Origin of the sequence: Pseudoalteromonas sp. SS15 (assembly GCF_049257195.1) — a bacterium.
Classification (GTDB): Bacteria; Pseudomonadota; Gammaproteobacteria; order Enterobacterales; family Alteromonadaceae; genus Pseudoalteromonas.
In genome coordinates, this window is sequence record NZ_JBMMUD010000007.1 from 46496 (window position 1) to 62718 (window position 16223).

Below are 16223 nucleotides of genomic sequence, written 5' to 3' on the forward strand. Positions count from 1 at the left end.
CTAACTTAACTCCTCGAGTTTCGCTAAGTCACGCACCGCGCCTTTATCGGCACTGGTTGCTAATAAAGCATAGGCTTTTAATGCTGGCGACACTACGCGTTGTCTATCTAATGGCTTATAAGCGTCTTTGCCACGGGCATCTTGCTTTTCACGACGCGCAGCCATTTCAGCATCGTCAATTAATAGATGGATGCCGCGATTCGGAATATCGATGTGAATGCAGTCACCATTCTCAACCAGCGCCAGCGTGCCACCACTGGCCGCTTCTGGCGAAGCGTGACCGATAGATAAACCAGAAGTACCACCCGAGAAACGGCCATCCGTTAACAGTGCACAATCTTTATCTAGGCCCATCGACTTTAAATAACTGGTCGGATAAAGCATCTCTTGCATGCCCGGGCCACCTTTCGGCCCTTCGTAACGGATGATAACCACATCACCTTTTTGCACTTTACCATTTAAGATACCATCAACTGCGTCATCTTGTGATTCAAACACTACGGCAGGACCCGTGAAATCAAGCATTTCGTCAACTACACCGGCACTTTTTACAATACAGCCATCTGGGGTCAGGTTACCTGAAAGTACCGCTAACCCGCCATCTTGACGGAAGGCATGCTCAACACTGCGTACACAGCCATTTTCGCGGTCAATATCAAGGGTGTCCCAACGATACTCTTGGCTCATTGCCTGAGTAGTACGAATACCTGCTGGACCTGCACGATAAAAGGTTTGCGCACGTTCATTATTGCTATCAGTAGCATCCCAACGCTGTAACACATCGCCCAATGAACCACCTGCTACATGGCCTACTGATAGGTCTAACTTTTCGGCTTTGGCGAGCTCATTCAGAATACCCATTATGCCACCAGCACGGTGCACATCTTCAATATGATATTGCTGAGTCGCAGGGGCAACTTTGCATAAGAAAGGGGTACTGCGAGATAGACGGTCGATATCAGCCATATCAAAATCAACTTCACCTTCTTGCGCTGCGGCAAGTAAGTGCAGTACCGTATTTGATGAGCCACCCATAGCAATATCTAAAGTCATGGCATTGGTAAACGCCGCTTGGTTAGCAATATTGCGTGGTAATACTGCGTCATTGTCATTGCGATAATACTCATCACATAAGGCCACAATGCGTTTTGCTGCACCCATATAAAGTTGATGACGATCTTTATGGGTTGCCAAGGTCGTGCCATTGCCCGGCAACGCTAAACCTAGCGCTTCCATCAAACAGTTCATTGAATTTGCGGTAAACATGCCTGAACACGAACCACATGTAGGGCAAGCCGAACGCTCGACTTTTTCTGAGTCTTCATCGCTCACCGATGGATCCGCGCCTTTAACCATGGCATCTACTAAGTCGAGTTTGATATCAATGTCGGCTAGACGGGTTTTACCTGCTTCCATCGGGCCGCCAGAAACAAAGATCACCGGAATGTTTAAACGCAGTGCCGCCAGTAACATCCCTGGGGTGATCTTGTCACAGTTAGAAATACACACCATGGCATCAGCACAGTGCGCATTCACCATATACTCAACTGAATCAGCAATCAGGTCGCGAGAAGGCAGTGAGTAAAGCATACCACCGTGACCCATGGCGATACCGTCGTCGATGGCAATGGTGTTGAATTCTCGAGGCACACCGCCCGCTTCACGAATGGCATCCGCCATTAAATCGCTAAGCTGGTTGAGGTGAACATGACCCGGTACAAACTGCGTATAAGAGTTCACAACAGCAATGATCGGTTTTTCGAAGTCACTGTCTGTCATCCCTGTTGCACGCCAAAGTGCGCGAGCACCTGCGCGTTGTCTACCTTCAGTGGTGGTCTTACTACGTAGTTTAGCCATGGTTTAGCCCTCAATAATATGCGGCAGTTTCTGGTTGCTTGCCGACTTTCCTCATTCCCAATATTCAATTCGTTGGCTGCAATTAAGGTCGCAGCCATACCTCAAACGCTCAATCGCGTCTTAGTCGATATAAGTTAACCAACCGTTTTCGTCTTCACTTTGACCTTTTACTAAGTCAAAGTAAGCGCTTTGTAATAGCTCAGTGATCTCACCACGTTTACCCGTGCCAATTTCAATCTGGTCTACGCTGCGAACCGGCGTCACTTCTGCCGCTGTTCCTGTCATGAAGAATTCATCTGCAAGATAAAGTGCTTCACGTGCAATCGGCTCTTCGCGCACTTCTAAACCAGCTTTGCGGGCAAGGTGCATCATGGTGTCACGCGTCAAACCCGGTAAAATTGCCGCTGTGGTAGGGGGTGTGAATAACACGCCATTTTTGATGATGAATAAGTTTTCACCTGCGCCTTCACTCAGGTAACCGTTCACATCTAACGCAATACCTTCAACATAACCATTACGCTTTGCTTCACCTGAGATAAGTTGTGAAGATAAATAGTTACCACCAGCTTTAGCCGCTGTCGGCATGGTATTTGGTGCTAAACGATTCCAAGAAGAAATACAGGCATCAACACCTGCCTCTAATGCGCCATCGCCTAAGTAAGTGCCCCATTCCATTGCTGCAACTGCAACATCGGCTTTGTGTGATTTAGGATTTACACCCAAACCCACATTGCCTAAGAATGCGAATGGACGTAAGTAGGCATTCTTTAAACCATTCTCACGTACCGCCGCTTTACAGGCTTCATTGATTTCTTCAGCCGTGTAAGGGATCTGCATACGATAGATTTTTGCAGAGTCGAATAAACGTTTAGTGTGATCTTGTAAACGGAAAATCGCCGGACCTTTTGGTGTGTCGTAGGCACGCACCCCCTCAAACACTGAACTACCATAGTGAAGCGCATGGCTTAATACGTGGGTCGTCGCTTGCTCAGACGGTACCATTTCACCATTGAACCAGATCAGGTCAGATTTATTACTCATGTTTATTACCTTGTATTAATTATTCTTTTCTTTCGCTCTTAATATAGAACGATTATCCAATAGCCTGTTGCTGCATTGGTTGCAACTCAACCTGTTTTACCTCAACCAGCTTACTCAGTTGCGAGGTTAATAGATAGATGGGTTTGTCACTGTCCACGGTCATTTTGACTTGAAACAATTCATCTTGTCCTTCCAAGGCTAGGTCTAATAACTGGAATCCACGGTGACGGACCACACGTAAGAAACGTTCAATTGCGACACTTTGTTGTTTTACAGCAATATTTAGTTGGTGTTTCATTATGCATTCTCCGTCATCATTTCATCATTTGCGGCACCCGGTGGAACCAGCGGCCATACGTTTTCTTTATCATCGATACAAGCGTGTAAGATATAAGGCCCTTCAGATGCCACTAGCGCATCCACCGCCGCATCTACTTCGCTTGCATGGGTAATAGTTTGTCCCGGAATACCAAAAACAGCTGCAAGCTGCACAAAATCAGGGTTATCCGATAAGTTCGTTTCACTGTAACGCCCTTCAAAAAACAGCTGTTGCCACTGCCTTACCATACCGAGTCTTTGGTTATCTAATATTAAGATCTTTACAGGAAGATTATTTCTGCGGATGGTGGCCAACTCTTGAATGTTCATCATGATCGACCCATCACCAGATACAGTGATCACCATGTCATCAGGGCGTGCGATCTGTGCACCGATTGCCGCGGGTAGACCAAAGCCCATGGTACCTGCACCGCCACTGCTTAAATGGTTGTGTGGGCTGGTGAATTTCATATGCTGCGCCACCCACATTTGGTGCTGGCCCACATCACAACACACCACGCCAGTATTCGGCATACGCTTACTGAGTTCATTTAATAGATAAGGCGCAAAGACTTTTTCGCCCGGGTAGTCATAACGCCAAGCATGCGTTTTTTTCATTTGAGAAGTGTGTGCTAACCACTGTGTATCTGTCACAAAGCATGCTAGATGAGGAATAGTGGCTTTAAGGTCGCCAATCATAGATGCCGCAGCAGGTTTGCGCTTGCCAACTTCTGCTGGGTCAATATCAAGATGGATTACTTTCGCCTTCGATGCAAACTTAGCCAAGTTACCTGTTACGCGGTCGTCAAAACGCGCGCCGATACAGACTAAAACATCACATTCTTGTACAGCGAGGTTGGCAGCTTGACCACCATGCATACCTAACATGCCTAAATCATATTCATAGTCAGGTAAAACACTGCCTAGCGCTTTTAATGTTGAAACAGCTGGCATGTGTGTTTTATTTAAAAATTGCATCAGCTCAGCTTGCGCGTTCGCGTTGTGCACACCACCACCCACATAAGCCACCGGTTTTTTCGCTTGTGCTAGCAGTTGCTCCGCTTTGACAACTTCGTTCATGTCGAGCTCGGGCGCTTCTTCTTCAAGCGCAAGCCAAGGGTGAAATGGCACTTGTGCTAGCTGAATGTCTTTTGGAATATCAACCAACACAGGGCCCGGACGACCTGATAACGCTAAATGCATGGCTTCTTGCAATACCTCAGCTAAGTCTTCAGCGCGCTCAACCATGTAACTGTGTTTTGTACATGACAAAGACATACCTAACACGTCAACTTCTTGGAATGCGTCAGAACCGATAGCCGCCGTAGGAACTTGCCCTGTGATGGCCAACACAGGCACTGAGTCCATCATGGCATCGGCAAGTGAGGTGATTAAGTTAGTTGCGCCTGGGCCCGACGTAGCAAAACATACCCCTAACTTGCCAGTACTGCGGGCATACCCTACTGCCGCAAATCCCGCACCTTGCTCATGACGAGTTAGGTAATGTTTGACAGGCGCGCCATACAACGCATCGTAGATTGGCATGATTGCCCCACCAGGGTAACCAAATACCTCTTTAACGCCATGTTTGGCTAGTAAATCTATTAGTAACTCTGCGCCTGTCATCTTCGTTCCTCATTCCCAATCTGACTGCTATTTAACTTAAATTCGACCCTAAAACGAAAAAGCCCCCCGGACTTTTCAGTGCGGGGGGCTTTTTGCTTAATACTTTTCTTTCAGCACTAACCAGCCCCCGCGGTAATAATAATCACCACGTTGATAATCACGACTAGTAGAGAATGTGCTGTTTTGAGCATTTAAAAATCACCTGAATTATTTACGGCAACGGTATACAATATTCATCGCGTTGCGTTCTTTTTCTATTAGTACCGCGAGTTGCCTATTAAGTCAACAGCAAACCCTATGTTATTTACAGATTTAAAGCATCGCCAGGTGCATTTAAAATCCAATAAAATTAAAAATAAGAAATAAATATCCAACCAACTTAAAATAACTCCGCCTTATTCAATACATACAAAATTTAACAACACATTTTTTGTTTATTCAAAAAATCACCAAATCTCCCTTTTTTATACAAACTTGTTATTATGTTGGGGAAATTTTTTTACAAGGGAATACTATGTTCAGCACTGTAAACCGCGTTTTTTTTACGCTGCTTTTAGCTTTTTTAATTGGCTTTTCTAGTCACTCCGTCGCACTTTCTCCGGCCCTGTTCAAGGTCGAAAAAGCGGGTGTCACATCTTATTTATTTGGCACGGTTCATGTTGGTGATAAAAGCATGGATGGTTTACCAAAGAAAATCACACAAGCGATTGAGCAAACTGATGAAGTTATCGTTGAAGTAAACGTTGAGGCACTCAACGCATTTGAAATACAAAAACGCTCCATTCCTTTTATGACTTTACCGCACGGTAGAACGTTAAAAGATGAAATAAGCACCGAGCACTTCGAAGCATTAAAGCAATATTTTGCAGCAAAACAGATCAATATTGCGCTTTTTGAAAACCTAGCACCTTGGGCTGTGATGGTCACTATGATGCAGATTGAGTATCAAAACCTGGGCTACCTAGAAGACTATGGGATCGACAAACAGGTCATTGCCCATGCTAAAAAGCACAATAAACCTATCGGCGAGTTAGAAACTTTAGAGCAACAACTTGAAATGCTGAGCTCACTAGGCGTAAAAAGCGACTTGATGATAAGCACTACGCTTGCGCAATTAAAAGATGTTGAACACTACTTTCTAGATTTGGTTAATGCCTGGAAAAAAGGCGATATGGACACCTTAAACAAGTATTACCAACTTAGCTTTGATGATTCAGACTATGGTAAGTTCAGTGAAGAGGTAATGCTGACTCAGCGTAATAATAATTGGGTTGAGCAATTAGCTCCAAGATTAACAAAAGAGTCGTTATTTATTGCTGTGGGTGCCCTTCACTTACCTGAAAAGCATGGCTTAATCACTCAATTAAAAGCACAAGGCTTTAATGTAACTCGCTTATAAATCAGCCAGTTAAAAAGCTACCGCTAAGGCAATCGCATTTCTTTTCGCTGTTGCCTTAAAAATTTTTTAAATTCTTTTAAACCTTTTTCAACCCACCTGTCGTCTAACTTATTAAACAACATCAATCAGGGTGACGACGATGAAAAAATTATTATTAGCTGCTTTAACCTCTGCTGTTATTTCTGCGCCAGTTTGGGCCGAAGATTCTAGAACAATTGAGCAATCATTTAATCTTGAAAACAGCACAGAATTAGAAATTGATTTTCCAGTCGGCAGCCTAGAAATGACGAGCTACGATGGCGATCAAATCCAAGTCACCATTCGTTTAGAGCCAAAAGATAATGATGGCTGGTTTACTGATAAAGTCGATTTAAGCACAGTACAGCTAAAATCTTCGCGTCAACGCCAAGAGTTATCACTGTCTATTGATGATGATAATTTAGAGCAAACTTGGGAGGTCAAAGTACCTAAAAGTATGCGTCTAGATGTTGAAGTCGGTGTCGGTAAAATTGAAATACAAGCACTTGAAAATACTGCGGATGTTGAAGTTGGTGTGGGCAAAGTGCGTATCGACACAGCCATTGATGACTTCAAACAAGTTAACCTTGAATCCGGTGTAGGTAAAACGAGTCTATCTGGCTTTGCGGGCAAAGCTCAATCTCATAAGAAAATGGTCAGCTCACAAACAGAATACTTCGGCTCTGGCCAATATAACTTAGAAGTTGAAGTGGGTGTAGGCAATATCAAAGTGCGCCACTAAGCCACGTCTCTTAAATTAACAAACTCCCTTTGCCCGGTCTTGCACCGGGCTTTTTGATCTCTTTTACACCCATGTTTATAACCTCAGGTTTTAAAGAGATGATTTTTTAATCCACTTTGCTTGACACCTAGACGGCTAAAATGTTTCAATGCCGCCTCACCCTATTTGAGCGCAGTGGAGCATTGTCTCGGCTGCCAGGGCTGGAAGAGGTGCGTTATTCAGGTAGCGCGGTTGAGGAGAGCAAACTCCATTGATGCCGTAGCGAGGGGAATTAACGCCGAGAAGCAAGCGTATTTGCTAGACGTTTACTTCGGGCGACTGGGCTGAATCCCAGCGACTGTCACCAATTGCGCAAGACGCAAGAATTTTGGTGGAGAGCTTCTGGTCTTAGAATAAATAAGGCCAGTTTGCCTTATCTTTTTTAAGTCCATTGCTCTTCGAATTTTAATTGTTCGAAGTGTGGACACCCTCCTTACTCCGAACATGATATAAGTTCGGTAGAGATGAAATCACAACACGATTTATCCAACTATCCGTTATGGACGGCTTTGGTTACGCCTTTTGACGCGCAAGACCAAGTTGATTTTGACACACTCACAGTACTCGTTCGCCAGCAAGAACAAGCTGGTAATGGCATCTTATTGCTTGGTAGCACAGGTGAAGGCTTAGCACTTACGCTGCCTGAACAACAAGCGATTGTTGAATTTGTTTGTAACTTGACCCCTAACGTACCCCTTATGGTTGCGGTAGGTGGTATCAACTTACAAGAACAATTAGCTTGGGTTGAGTTTTGCAATCAGCACCCTATTCACGCTTACCTACTTGGTTCACCGCTTTATGCCAAACCGGGTGTAATTGGTCAGACTCAGTGGTTTGATGCATTACTTAACGCCACTGACTTACCTTGTATGCTTTACAACGTACCGGGTCGCAGTGCCGTCGAAGTGTCACCACAAGTGCTCAAAAACCTCGCACACCACGACAACTTATGGGCGTTAAAAGAAGCCAGCGGTGACATCAGTAAGTTTGAGCAATTCCGTGAAGCTGCCCCTGAGCTGGCCATTTACAGTGGCGACGATGGGTTGATCCCTTACTTTGCTCAGGCAGGCGCAAAAGGCCTAGTTTCGGTTGCAGCCAATGCCTGGCCAGCGCAAACCGCTGAATTCGTGCGCCGCTCTTTAGCAGGTACTTATCCGAACTTATTCACCACTTGGACGCAAGCCGTAAATAGCTTGTTTAGTGTCGCCAACCCAATTCCTGTCAAAGTGCTCATGCACCAACAAGGAACTCTGGCAACACCGAATCTTCGTCCTCCTCTTACGCACCTAGAACTGCAATGTAATGCAGCGATTGAGCGTGCAAACGACACAATTTTATCTTGGAATTAAGGCAGTAAAACATGAGCTGGTTAGAACTATTAAACAATTTAGAAAACGGTAGCGTACGTGCGGCAACTCAAGACGAGCAAGGCAACTGGCACGCCAACGTAGAAGTAAAACAAGGCATTTTAGAAGCATTCAGAAACGGCACGAACGTTGAATTCCCAGGTGGCTTTGTAGATAAAGATAACTTAGCACCACAAGGTTTCAATGCAGAACAAAACGTACGTATGGTACCAGGTGGCTCAAGTGTGCGTCGCGGCGCCTATGTGGCATCTGGCACAATCATTATGCCACCAGCGTATGTAAACATCGGTGCATTCATCGATGAAGGTACTATGGTAGACAGCCATGCGCTAGTTGGCTCATGCGCACAAGTAGGTAAAAACGTGCACCTAAGTGCAGCTGTGCAACTAGGCGGTGTATTAGAGCCTGTTGGCGCCAGCCCAGTGGTTATCGAAGATGATGCGTTCATCGGTGCTGGCTGTGTGATCGTTGAAGGTGTAGTTGTTAAGAAAGGGGCTGTACTTGCACCAGGTGTCCGTTTATCTGCAACCATTCCTGTTTATGACTGTGTGAACGAGCGCGTATTAGAAAAAGGCGAGCCAATTCCTGAGAATGCGATTGTTATTCCGGGTTCTCGTCCATCTTCAAGTGCATGGGGCCGCGAGCAGGGCTTAAGCATGTCATGTGCGTTAATTGTTAAATACCGCGATGAGCAAAGCGATGCGTCTTTAATCCTTGAAGAGGTATTACGCTAATGAGCTTTTTGAGCACACAGCTACGTCAGCATATCACTGCGATCAGTGAGCAGAACGACACACCGTTTTTTGTCTATGACCTAGATGCGTTATACGCGCATTTAAAACCACTGACAGTGCAATCTGTGGTGAAGTTATGGTATGCCGTTAAAGCCAACCCTCTTTCTAAGGTGATCCAAACCTTAGATAAAGCGGGCTTTGACTTTGACGTAGCAAGCAGTGGCGAACTTGACCAAGTATTGCGTCAAGGCGTGGCTGCTAACCGTGTGCTCAACACCGGACCTGCTAAATCTAAAAAGCAGCTCCAACACTTTTTGTCACAAGGTGTGCGCACCTTTGTGGCAGAAAGTTTGAATCAAGTGGCTTGGTTAAACCAAGCTGCGACAGAACATCAGGTGCAGTTGCGCATTCTACTGCGTGTGCAATTGCGCTGGCCCGATGGCGAAAAGAACCCGCTTGGTGGTGACAGCTTAACGCCATTTGGTTTAGGGCTTGAAGAGTGGCAACAGCTGAGCATTCAAGACTACCCTGCGCTTAATTTCGTTGGCCTGCATATTTTCCAATGGGGCAATATGCTCAGCACCGAAAAACTCGCTGAACTTTGGTCACAAATGGTCGCGCCACTGACCAATTTAGCTGAGCAACTTGGCTTTACATGTCAAATTTTAGATTTAGGCGGCGGTTTAGGTATTCCTTACACAACCGATGCTGATCGCCTCGCTTGGCCAAAGTTAGTCGATGCACTGGCAACCATTAAAGCCGCGGCTGGGGTTGAAGAACTGTGGATGGAGCTAGGCCGTTATGCGGTAGGTGAAATCGGCCACTACGTTAACCCTGTGGTTGAGCAAAAGCTTAACTATGGTGAGCACCAACTGATTGTCGCGGGCGGTATCAATCATGTGTTACGCCCTGCTGTGACAAACCAAGCATTTCCGGGTGAATTGTTACGCCAATCTAGTGCACCATCACAAGATTTCCTAGTACATGGCCCACTATGTACCGCACTCGACAGTTTGGGTAAGCACTCACTACCTGAAGATATTAACGAGCACGACTGGGTGGTATTCAGTCAATGTGGTGCTTATGGGTATACCGAAAGTATGCCGTTCTTTTTATGTCATGAATTGCCTGCTGAATACGTGATTGAGCAAGGCCAAGTTGTCTGCGTGCGTGAGAGCCAAAACGCCGCAAGTTATTTAGTGTAGATGAACCCATGAATACAATTACTCAAGAACACATTCAAGTTGGCGAAATTGCCAACGGCTTACCTTTGACCATTCCTGTGTATCGTTTACAAGGCAATGGCAGTGGCCCAAAAGTGTATATTCAAGCCAATATGCATGGTGCAGAAGTGCAAGGTAATGCCGTTATTTACCAATTGCTTGAGCAGCTAAAAACACAAACACTGGCTTCAGACATCACTTTAGTGCCTTATGCGAATCCGATCGGTTGTAATCAAAAGTCGGGCGAATTTACTTTAGGTCGTTTTGATCCGATCACCGGCACCAACTGGAACCGCATGTATCACGATCACAGCAAGTTGATCGAGTCATTTGTAAGCAAACATTTAGACTCGCCAGAAGATGAGATCAAAGCAAAGTTCCGCGCTCTGCTTGTTGATCAGACCCAAGCGTTTCTAGATCAACCCGCTTATCGCGTGAATACCGGCAAACGGATCGCAGTAACCTTGCAGCGTTTAGCACATGAAGCTGACATTGTGTTAGATCTTCACACCGGTCCGATCTCGGCAAAGCATTTATACTGTCCGGAATATGCGAAAGCCAGTGCGAGCTACTTTGACATTGAGCACGTGCTGTTGATCCCCAATGAATTTGATGGCGCGATGGACGAAGCGACTTTTTGCCCTTGGTGGCAATTAAGCGAAGCCTACAAAGCGCAAGGTCGCAACATTCCTGTATGGGTTGAAGCTTTCACCGTTGAACTTGGCTCACAAGAGAAAATCGATTTAACCGAAGCCAAACTCGATGCCGAAAGTATTTTAAGTTACCTAAACCACAAAAAAGCGTTTATCGGTGCTGAGTTTACGCCTAAGCCTATTACCCGCTATGCCTGTATGCTTGATGACTATTTGGCGTTTTATGCCCCTATGGGTGGCATGGTCGAGTACAACGCCGAACTAGGCAGTCATATAAAAGCCGGTGACACCATTGCGAAGATTTTACGCATGGAACAATACTTATCAGAAAAGCCATTACATGAAATCACGTTAGATACAGATGCCATCACCATTTTGCATTTTGCTTCGGCCAGCGTGAATCAAGGCACTGAACTCTATAAATTCTTCACAAACTATTTCGAGCTGTAAGGCTTCACCTTATTGCGTGAGAGTAAGCACCTTTTATTGAGTGTCGCTTACTAAGGTATGGCGGCTTATGCCGCCCGCCTTTTTCTTGTTTTTCATTTACAACCCAATTCGTTTATTCACGCTAACTTCATGCATCTCATGTATACTCATTTTGTTAAAGGAGCATACAAAGAGGCAACCATGCGCTACCTACTCACATCTTTGAGTATTTTATTTACTTTTCCATTGCTGGTTTTTGCCACAGAAACACCAGTGGAAGAAGATGAAATCGATCTCGTTAAACAATGTGTCATCAATGAACTAATAAATGCTGGCGACAATACTCTAGTCGCAGATATTAAAGGAAAGTGCTCTAAGTTAGAGGCCGCTGAAAAATTCAGTCTACTCGATCAACGTATGGCCCGCGAACGTGTGACGCAAAAGAACCGTAACGTTCTAACACCCCATCACCGTAATTACATTTTGCCCGTGTCTTATATTAGTCAGCCAAATAACCGCCCATTTGATGGCATAAAAGCAATTAGTGACGAACAAGGTGAGCCGCTTGATAACTTCGAAGTCAAATACCAACTGTCATTAAAGGTACCTGTTTACACCGGCTTTTCAGACCCTGATCAGGCCATTTATACCGCTTTCACCCTGCAATCCTATTGGCAGTTTTATAACAAGGATATCTCTTCACCCTTTCGTGAAACAAACTATGAACCTGAAGTATTTTGGGTAAATTTTTTAGATGATGAGAATGTATTGTGGGGCGATGAGATGGCCGTAGTGGTCGGTTTATCGCATCAGTCAAATGGTCGCAGCCAGCCAAATTCTCGTTCTTGGAACAGACTGTATGCCAACTTTATTTGGGAAAACCGAGGGTTTGTTTTTAGTTTTAAGCCTTGGTATCGATTGCCTGAAGACGACAAACCAGATGTTTTAGAGGCAAAAGGCGACGACAACCCAGATATATACAAATATATGGGCTACTTTGAGTTTAGTGGCGTGTATCGTCAGGGCGATCATGAATTTGGTTTCATGGTGAGAAATAACCTTCACAGCGATAATCGCGGTGCTTTACAGCTAGATTGGTCGTTCCCGCTTTGGGGTAGGCTCAGAGGATATGCGCAATACTTTAACGGCTATGGTGAGAGCATGATTGATTACAATGCCGATATACAACGTTTTGGTGTAGGTATATTGCTCACCGATATTTTGTAATACCAATCCTCTTAATTAAGCAGTCTATTTTGAGGCAAGAAAAACTAGTCGATAACGCCGCTCACGCGTCCTGCTATCGCCGAGGTACCTACATCCATGTAGGCAAGGCGGAAATTTTGCTATTTAGTTATTCTAAATAAGAAATTTTCAACGAAGTTAGCGTCAGTTTTAGTACCTCAAAATGATTAAGTATTATTGAGGATTGGTATAACTTCTACCTAATAATTAAAAAGCCAAGCGAGTAGCTTGACTTTTTAAATCTAACGCTTAATTTTAGCGAAGCACAACAAAGCAGCCTTCAAACTTGGCAACTAGCTTATCGCCATCGTACACATTGACTGGTACATAGTATTTCGCTTTACCTTCAGTTTCTAATTCAAGCAATTTTCCCGAACAATCTGCGATGGTCACAGTTGCACTTGGTGCCGTTGTTAGCGGCTTAAGGTATTTGATTTCAGCATCAGCCAACACAATGTTACCTTCAAGGTTGAGCTCTTTAAGCGCTAAATAGGTCGCGCCCCACCCTGTCAGGGTCGCCATGCTGTATACCGAGCCTGCAAACATTGAGTTATGCAGATTCAAGTTCGCTTTTAAGTCTGCCTTAGTTGAAAACTGCCAGTCAGTGTAGCTTTCAACTTTAATGCCCATCGCATCACTGATTGGAATAGACTCACGCCATGTGTTTTGCAGTACCTGCGTCCAATCTGGGTGGCGGAACCAACCTGGCTCACAAGGCTTTTGCTTGACCATTTTCCAATGCTGTACGTCACCGTATGCAAGGTGGGCTTTTTCTAATACGGTGTAACCGTGCTTTTCATAGAAAGACAGCGCTCTTTCACGGGCAAATAATACTAGTTCATCAGCATTTTGCTGCCAAGCTACCTTTTCAAGGTCATGCAGTAAGCGACTACCTAAATGTTGGCCACGGTGCTTTTCATCTACTGCCATATAACGCACTTGTGCTTGCTGCTGATTATTAAAGTGCAAACGTGCAACCGCTAATACGTCACCGTCATTATTCTTAATATAACGGTGCTCCGCTTCTTGCTCTAAATCATCTTGCTCTGAGCCGCGAGGCTGATCCCACGGGGCGCGTAAAACTTGCCAACGTAATTGATAATAGGCTTGCCAGTCTTCGCTACTTTGTGGTGCACTTACCTGAAACATAGTTACTCCTGTTGAAATGCATCTCTGGCCGTCGATTTACTTACAAAGCAACGGCAACTTGGTGTCGTTTTTATAAACTCACCATACTAGAAAACCGCAAAATAAAACATAGTTTCGCGCTGCTTCAACAACAATCAATGTAAAACTTGGTGGACACACTGGCATTACAGAAAAGCTCAGCTATGATGATGTAATTATGGAAAAATTTTTTACAAGCTCTGACACTTTGAGCACCGACTTTGTTTTTCACTGCCACGATTTTGGACATTTAATTTATTGGCAGAAACATGGCCAAATCAGTATTCAAGTTCGCCAAGAAAAACAGTATCGATGGCTCTTAATCAACGACACTTTACAATCAGTGATTGATAGAGACGATGCTTCGCGCCTGTTACTTCCGCATTTACAGCAGCTTGCAGCGCTTTGGCAGCCATTAGCAGCGCCTAAAACCGTATTAGAGTTAGGACTGGGTGCAGGTGCTATCCGTAACTACTTAGAATCTCAATATCCAGACGTGCATGTCACCTCAATTGAAAAAGACCCTGAAGTTATCCGCTGTTATAAGAAGTATTTCGACGGTGATGCGCTCAGTGCGTTGATCTGTGATGACGCCGAGCGGTTTGTACAAAAAAGTGCATTATATGATTGGATTATTTTAGATTTATTTAGCCAAGAAGATGCGCCGAATTTTTTGTTCGACCATAAGTTTTATCAAAATATTCGCAATCGCTTAAATCAAGGCGGCTGGCTGTTTATTAACTTTCTCTCCAGTCATCCCTCACAGTTAGAGCAACTTCAACACCGACTGATCACCAATTTTGGCAAGAAGCCCAATGAAATTGCCATACCTGACTACTTGAATCACATCATTGCAGTAAGCCGCTAAACCGACAGGTTAAAAGTGACCGGCCCGTCGTTACACAAGCTCACTTGCATATCTGCGGCAAATTGCCCTGTTTGAACTTTAATACCCGCGGCTTTTGCTTGTGCCACAAAGTAGTCGTATAACGCTTCGGCTTGTGCTGGCGTACCTGCGCTCGAAAAGCTTGGACGCATACCCTTTTTAGTATCCGCGGCCAAAGTAAACTGCGATACCACTAAAAGCTCACCCTCAATGTCTTTCAGGCTGAGGTTCATTTTGCCAGCGTCATCAGTGAATATGCGATAATTACTGACCTTATGAAGTAGCTTGTCTGCTGTAGACTCATCATCTAGCTTTTCAACGCCCAATAGCAATAAAATACCTTTGCCTATCGCACCAACGCACTCACCCGACACGTCTACTTTTGCGTGAGTAACTCTTTGAATTAATCCCTGCATATCATTCTCAAAACGTTATTTTTAATGTGCTAAATATACCGAATTTAGCCGTTTTCTAAAACGAAAGTCTTTACCACTTAGAATGTGTAACGCCTGATATAACAAAGGTATTAATGCAAACGACACAGCATTAAGTCAGAAGCACGAATAATGGCATCCATATAGTCACCTTCTCGCTGTGCGTGCCCAGCATTCTCCAATACATAAAATTGCGCTTTATGCTTTTGAGCAAAGCGTTGTACGGGGGCATAGCGACACAATAAATCATCTCGACTATGAATAAGCCAGCATGGTAGATGACAAAGCGACGCTTTAAATTGAGCGATATCACTGAGCTGAGAAAAATTTTGTTCTTGGAAGAGGTGACACATTATTTTTGCTTGCTGAACATTACAGTGCGCTTGTTCAATGTTGGCAAGTCTGGCTCTTGCGCCTAAAGCCAACTTCGACTCCCAGGCCATCCATAACTGTGCTGCTTTATGTTGCTCCAGTTCATCTGTGCCTGTCAAAGACTGATAATAATGCTGTAAGATCTCCGCTTCGCTTTTGAGACCATGGCTAAAATCTGAATACAACTCAGGATAAAATTGCGCACCCGCCCCATGTGGCCCATACAACCAAGCGAGATCGGTGGTTTCAGCGAGGAAGCTTGCCCAAAGTATTAACCCTGACACTCTTTCAGAATGAGATTGATAAAAAAGTAGCGCCAATGTCGCCCCCCAAGATCCCCCTGCAATGACACTTTTTTCAATACCAAGATGATTAAGCAGCAAATGCATGTCATCCACCAAATGGGCTGGACTATTATGCGCCAGTGAATCAGGCGAAGAGAGGCCGCAGCCCCGCTGACTAAATAAAATAATGCGGTATTTTCGTGGATTAAACAGGCAGCTCATCGCAGGCACAAGACCCGCTCCCGGGCCACCATGGCAAACGACCACAGGCACACCTTGCTCGCACCCATATTCTTCTACATGAATTTGTGCACCTTGCCCTACCGCAAGGTGAAAACTTTGACGCGCTGCTTTGAACTCGTAACCAAGAGACATAAGACCTCCAAGGT

Annotated in this window: 15 protein-coding genes and 1 riboswitch; of the genes, 8 read left to right on the plus strand and 7 right to left on the minus strand. The window is 44.8% G+C overall.

Annotated features, from left to right (window positions below; all coding sequences use genetic code 11):
- From ilvD to ilvG, 4 genes are all read right to left on the minus strand, one after another.
- Complete coding sequence (gene ilvD / locus AAEU28_RS15035; protein WP_421964885.1) at nucleotides 1-1857, minus strand: dihydroxy-acid dehydratase; 1857 nt, start codon at nucleotides 1855-1857, stop codon at nucleotides 1-3.
- A 120-nt stretch (nucleotides 1858-1977) separates the two neighbouring features.
- Nucleotides 1978-2898 carry a branched-chain amino acid transaminase gene (locus AAEU28_RS15040; protein WP_421964886.1) on the minus strand — a complete coding sequence of 307 codons (921 nt, stop codon included), beginning with the start codon at nucleotides 2896-2898 and terminating at the stop codon, nucleotides 1978-1980.
- Nucleotides 2899-2950: 52 nt separating this feature from the next.
- Nucleotides 2951-3196, minus strand: a complete 246-nt coding sequence (gene ilvM / locus AAEU28_RS15045) for an acetolactate synthase 2 small subunit (protein WP_058031265.1) — start codon at nucleotides 3194-3196, stop codon at nucleotides 2951-2953.
- Complete coding sequence (gene ilvG / locus AAEU28_RS15050) at nucleotides 3196-4842, minus strand: acetolactate synthase 2 catalytic subunit (RefSeq protein WP_421964887.1); 1647 nt, start codon at nucleotides 4840-4842, stop codon at nucleotides 3196-3198. Before ilvG ends, ilvM begins: the two co-directional genes overlap by 1 nt.
- A 514-nt stretch (nucleotides 4843-5356) precedes the next feature.
- Here ilvG and AAEU28_RS15055 point away from each other — a divergent pair.
- From AAEU28_RS15055 to AAEU28_RS15085, 7 genes are all read left to right on the plus strand, one after another.
- Nucleotides 5357-6241 (plus strand): TraB/GumN family protein, encoded by an 885-nt coding sequence (locus AAEU28_RS15055; protein WP_421964888.1) that lies wholly within the window; start codon nucleotides 5357-5359, stop codon nucleotides 6239-6241.
- 139 nt (nucleotides 6242-6380) lie between these two features.
- Entirely contained in the window at nucleotides 6381-7001 is a 621-nt protein-coding gene (locus AAEU28_RS15060; RefSeq protein WP_421964889.1) for a hypothetical protein, read from the plus strand.
- Nucleotides 7002-7197: 196 nt separating this feature from the next.
- A riboswitch (Lysine riboswitch) is annotated at nucleotides 7198-7390 on the plus strand.
- Between the two features lie 114 nt (nucleotides 7391-7504).
- Nucleotides 7505-8389: a 4-hydroxy-tetrahydrodipicolinate synthase gene (dapA, locus tag AAEU28_RS15065; RefSeq protein WP_421964890.1), complete on the plus strand. Its 885-nt coding sequence runs from the start codon at nucleotides 7505-7507 to the stop codon at nucleotides 8387-8389.
- An 11-nt stretch (nucleotides 8390-8400) separates the two neighbouring features.
- Complete coding sequence (locus tag AAEU28_RS15070) at nucleotides 8401-9141, plus strand: 2,3,4,5-tetrahydropyridine-2,6-dicarboxylate N-succinyltransferase (RefSeq protein ID WP_138477796.1); 741 nt, start codon at nucleotides 8401-8403, stop codon at nucleotides 9139-9141.
- Nucleotides 9141-10346, plus strand: a complete 1206-nt coding sequence (locus tag AAEU28_RS15075) for a PLP-dependent decarboxylase (protein ID WP_421964891.1) — start codon at nucleotides 9141-9143, stop codon at nucleotides 10344-10346. The genes AAEU28_RS15070 and AAEU28_RS15075 overlap by 1 nt, the downstream gene beginning before the upstream one ends.
- A gap of 8 nt (nucleotides 10347-10354) precedes the next feature.
- Complete coding sequence (locus AAEU28_RS15080) at nucleotides 10355-11467, plus strand: succinylglutamate desuccinylase/aspartoacylase family protein (protein ID WP_421964892.1); 1113 nt, start codon at nucleotides 10355-10357, stop codon at nucleotides 11465-11467.
- Nucleotides 11468-11647: 180 nt separating this feature from the next.
- Nucleotides 11648-12673 (plus strand): phospholipase A, encoded by a 1026-nt coding sequence (locus tag AAEU28_RS15085; RefSeq protein WP_421964893.1) that lies wholly within the window; start codon nucleotides 11648-11650, stop codon nucleotides 12671-12673.
- A gap of 273 nt (nucleotides 12674-12946) precedes the next feature.
- Here the strand turns inward: AAEU28_RS15085 and AAEU28_RS15090 are convergent, their stop codons facing one another.
- The gene (locus tag AAEU28_RS15090) at nucleotides 12947-13840 is read right to left on the minus strand and encodes a YiiD C-terminal domain-containing protein (RefSeq protein ID WP_421964894.1); all 894 of its coding nucleotides are present in this window, start codon (nucleotides 13838-13840) and stop codon (nucleotides 12947-12949) included.
- Between the two features lie 196 nt (nucleotides 13841-14036).
- Here AAEU28_RS15090 and AAEU28_RS15095 point away from each other — a divergent pair, with 196 nt between their 5' ends.
- Entirely contained in the window at nucleotides 14037-14726 is a 690-nt protein-coding gene (locus tag AAEU28_RS15095) for a spermidine synthase (protein WP_421964895.1), read from the plus strand.
- Here the strand turns inward: AAEU28_RS15095 and dtd are convergent.
- Nucleotides 14723-15160 carry a D-aminoacyl-tRNA deacylase gene (gene dtd, locus AAEU28_RS15100; protein WP_421964896.1) on the minus strand — a complete coding sequence of 146 codons (438 nt, stop codon included), beginning with the start codon at nucleotides 15158-15160 and terminating at the stop codon, nucleotides 14723-14725. The genes AAEU28_RS15095 and dtd overlap by 4 nt on opposite strands.
- A gap of 110 nt (nucleotides 15161-15270) precedes the next feature.
- Nucleotides 15271-16209, minus strand: a complete 939-nt coding sequence (locus tag AAEU28_RS15105) for an alpha/beta fold hydrolase (RefSeq protein WP_421964897.1) — start codon at nucleotides 16207-16209, stop codon at nucleotides 15271-15273.
- Nucleotides 16210-16223 lie beyond the last annotated feature (14 nt).

Coding starts and splice junctions, on each gene's coding strand:
- ilvM (WP_058031265.1), bottom strand. CDS start 3,196: ATGAAACACCAACTAAATATTGCTGTAAAACAACAAAGTGTCGCAATT.
- AAEU28_RS15105 (WP_421964897.1), bottom strand. CDS start 16,209: ATGTCTCTTGGTTACGAGTTCAAAGCAGCGCGTCAAAGTTTTCACCTT.
- ilvG (WP_421964887.1), bottom strand. CDS start 4,842: ATGACAGGCGCAGAGTTACTAATAGATTTACTAGCCAAACATGGCGTT.
- AAEU28_RS15080 (WP_421964892.1), top strand. CDS start 10,355: ATGAATACAATTACTCAAGAACACATTCAAGTTGGCGAAATTGCCAAC.
- AAEU28_RS15085 (WP_421964893.1), top strand. CDS start 11,648: ATGCGCTACCTACTCACATCTTTGAGTATTTTATTTACTTTTCCATTG.
- AAEU28_RS15090 (WP_421964894.1), bottom strand. CDS start 13,840: ATGTTTCAGGTAAGTGCACCACAAAGTAGCGAAGACTGGCAAGCCTAT.
- AAEU28_RS15095 (WP_421964895.1), top strand. CDS start 14,037: ATGGAAAAATTTTTTACAAGCTCTGACACTTTGAGCACCGACTTTGTT.
- dapA (WP_421964890.1), top strand. CDS start 7,505: ATGAAATCACAACACGATTTATCCAACTATCCGTTATGGACGGCTTTG.
- AAEU28_RS15060 (WP_421964889.1), top strand. CDS start 6,381: ATGAAAAAATTATTATTAGCTGCTTTAACCTCTGCTGTTATTTCTGCG.
- dtd (WP_421964896.1), bottom strand. CDS start 15,160: ATGCAGGGATTAATTCAAAGAGTTACTCACGCAAAAGTAGACGTGTCG.
- AAEU28_RS15070 (WP_138477796.1), top strand. CDS start 8,401: ATGAGCTGGTTAGAACTATTAAACAATTTAGAAAACGGTAGCGTACGT.
- AAEU28_RS15040 (WP_421964886.1), bottom strand. CDS start 2,898: ATGAGTAATAAATCTGACCTGATCTGGTTCAATGGTGAAATGGTACCG.
- ilvD (WP_421964885.1), bottom strand. CDS start 1,857: ATGGCTAAACTACGTAGTAAGACCACCACTGAAGGTAGACAACGCGCA.
- AAEU28_RS15055 (WP_421964888.1), top strand. CDS start 5,357: ATGTTCAGCACTGTAAACCGCGTTTTTTTTACGCTGCTTTTAGCTTTT.
- AAEU28_RS15075 (WP_421964891.1), top strand. CDS start 9,141: ATGAGCTTTTTGAGCACACAGCTACGTCAGCATATCACTGCGATCAGT.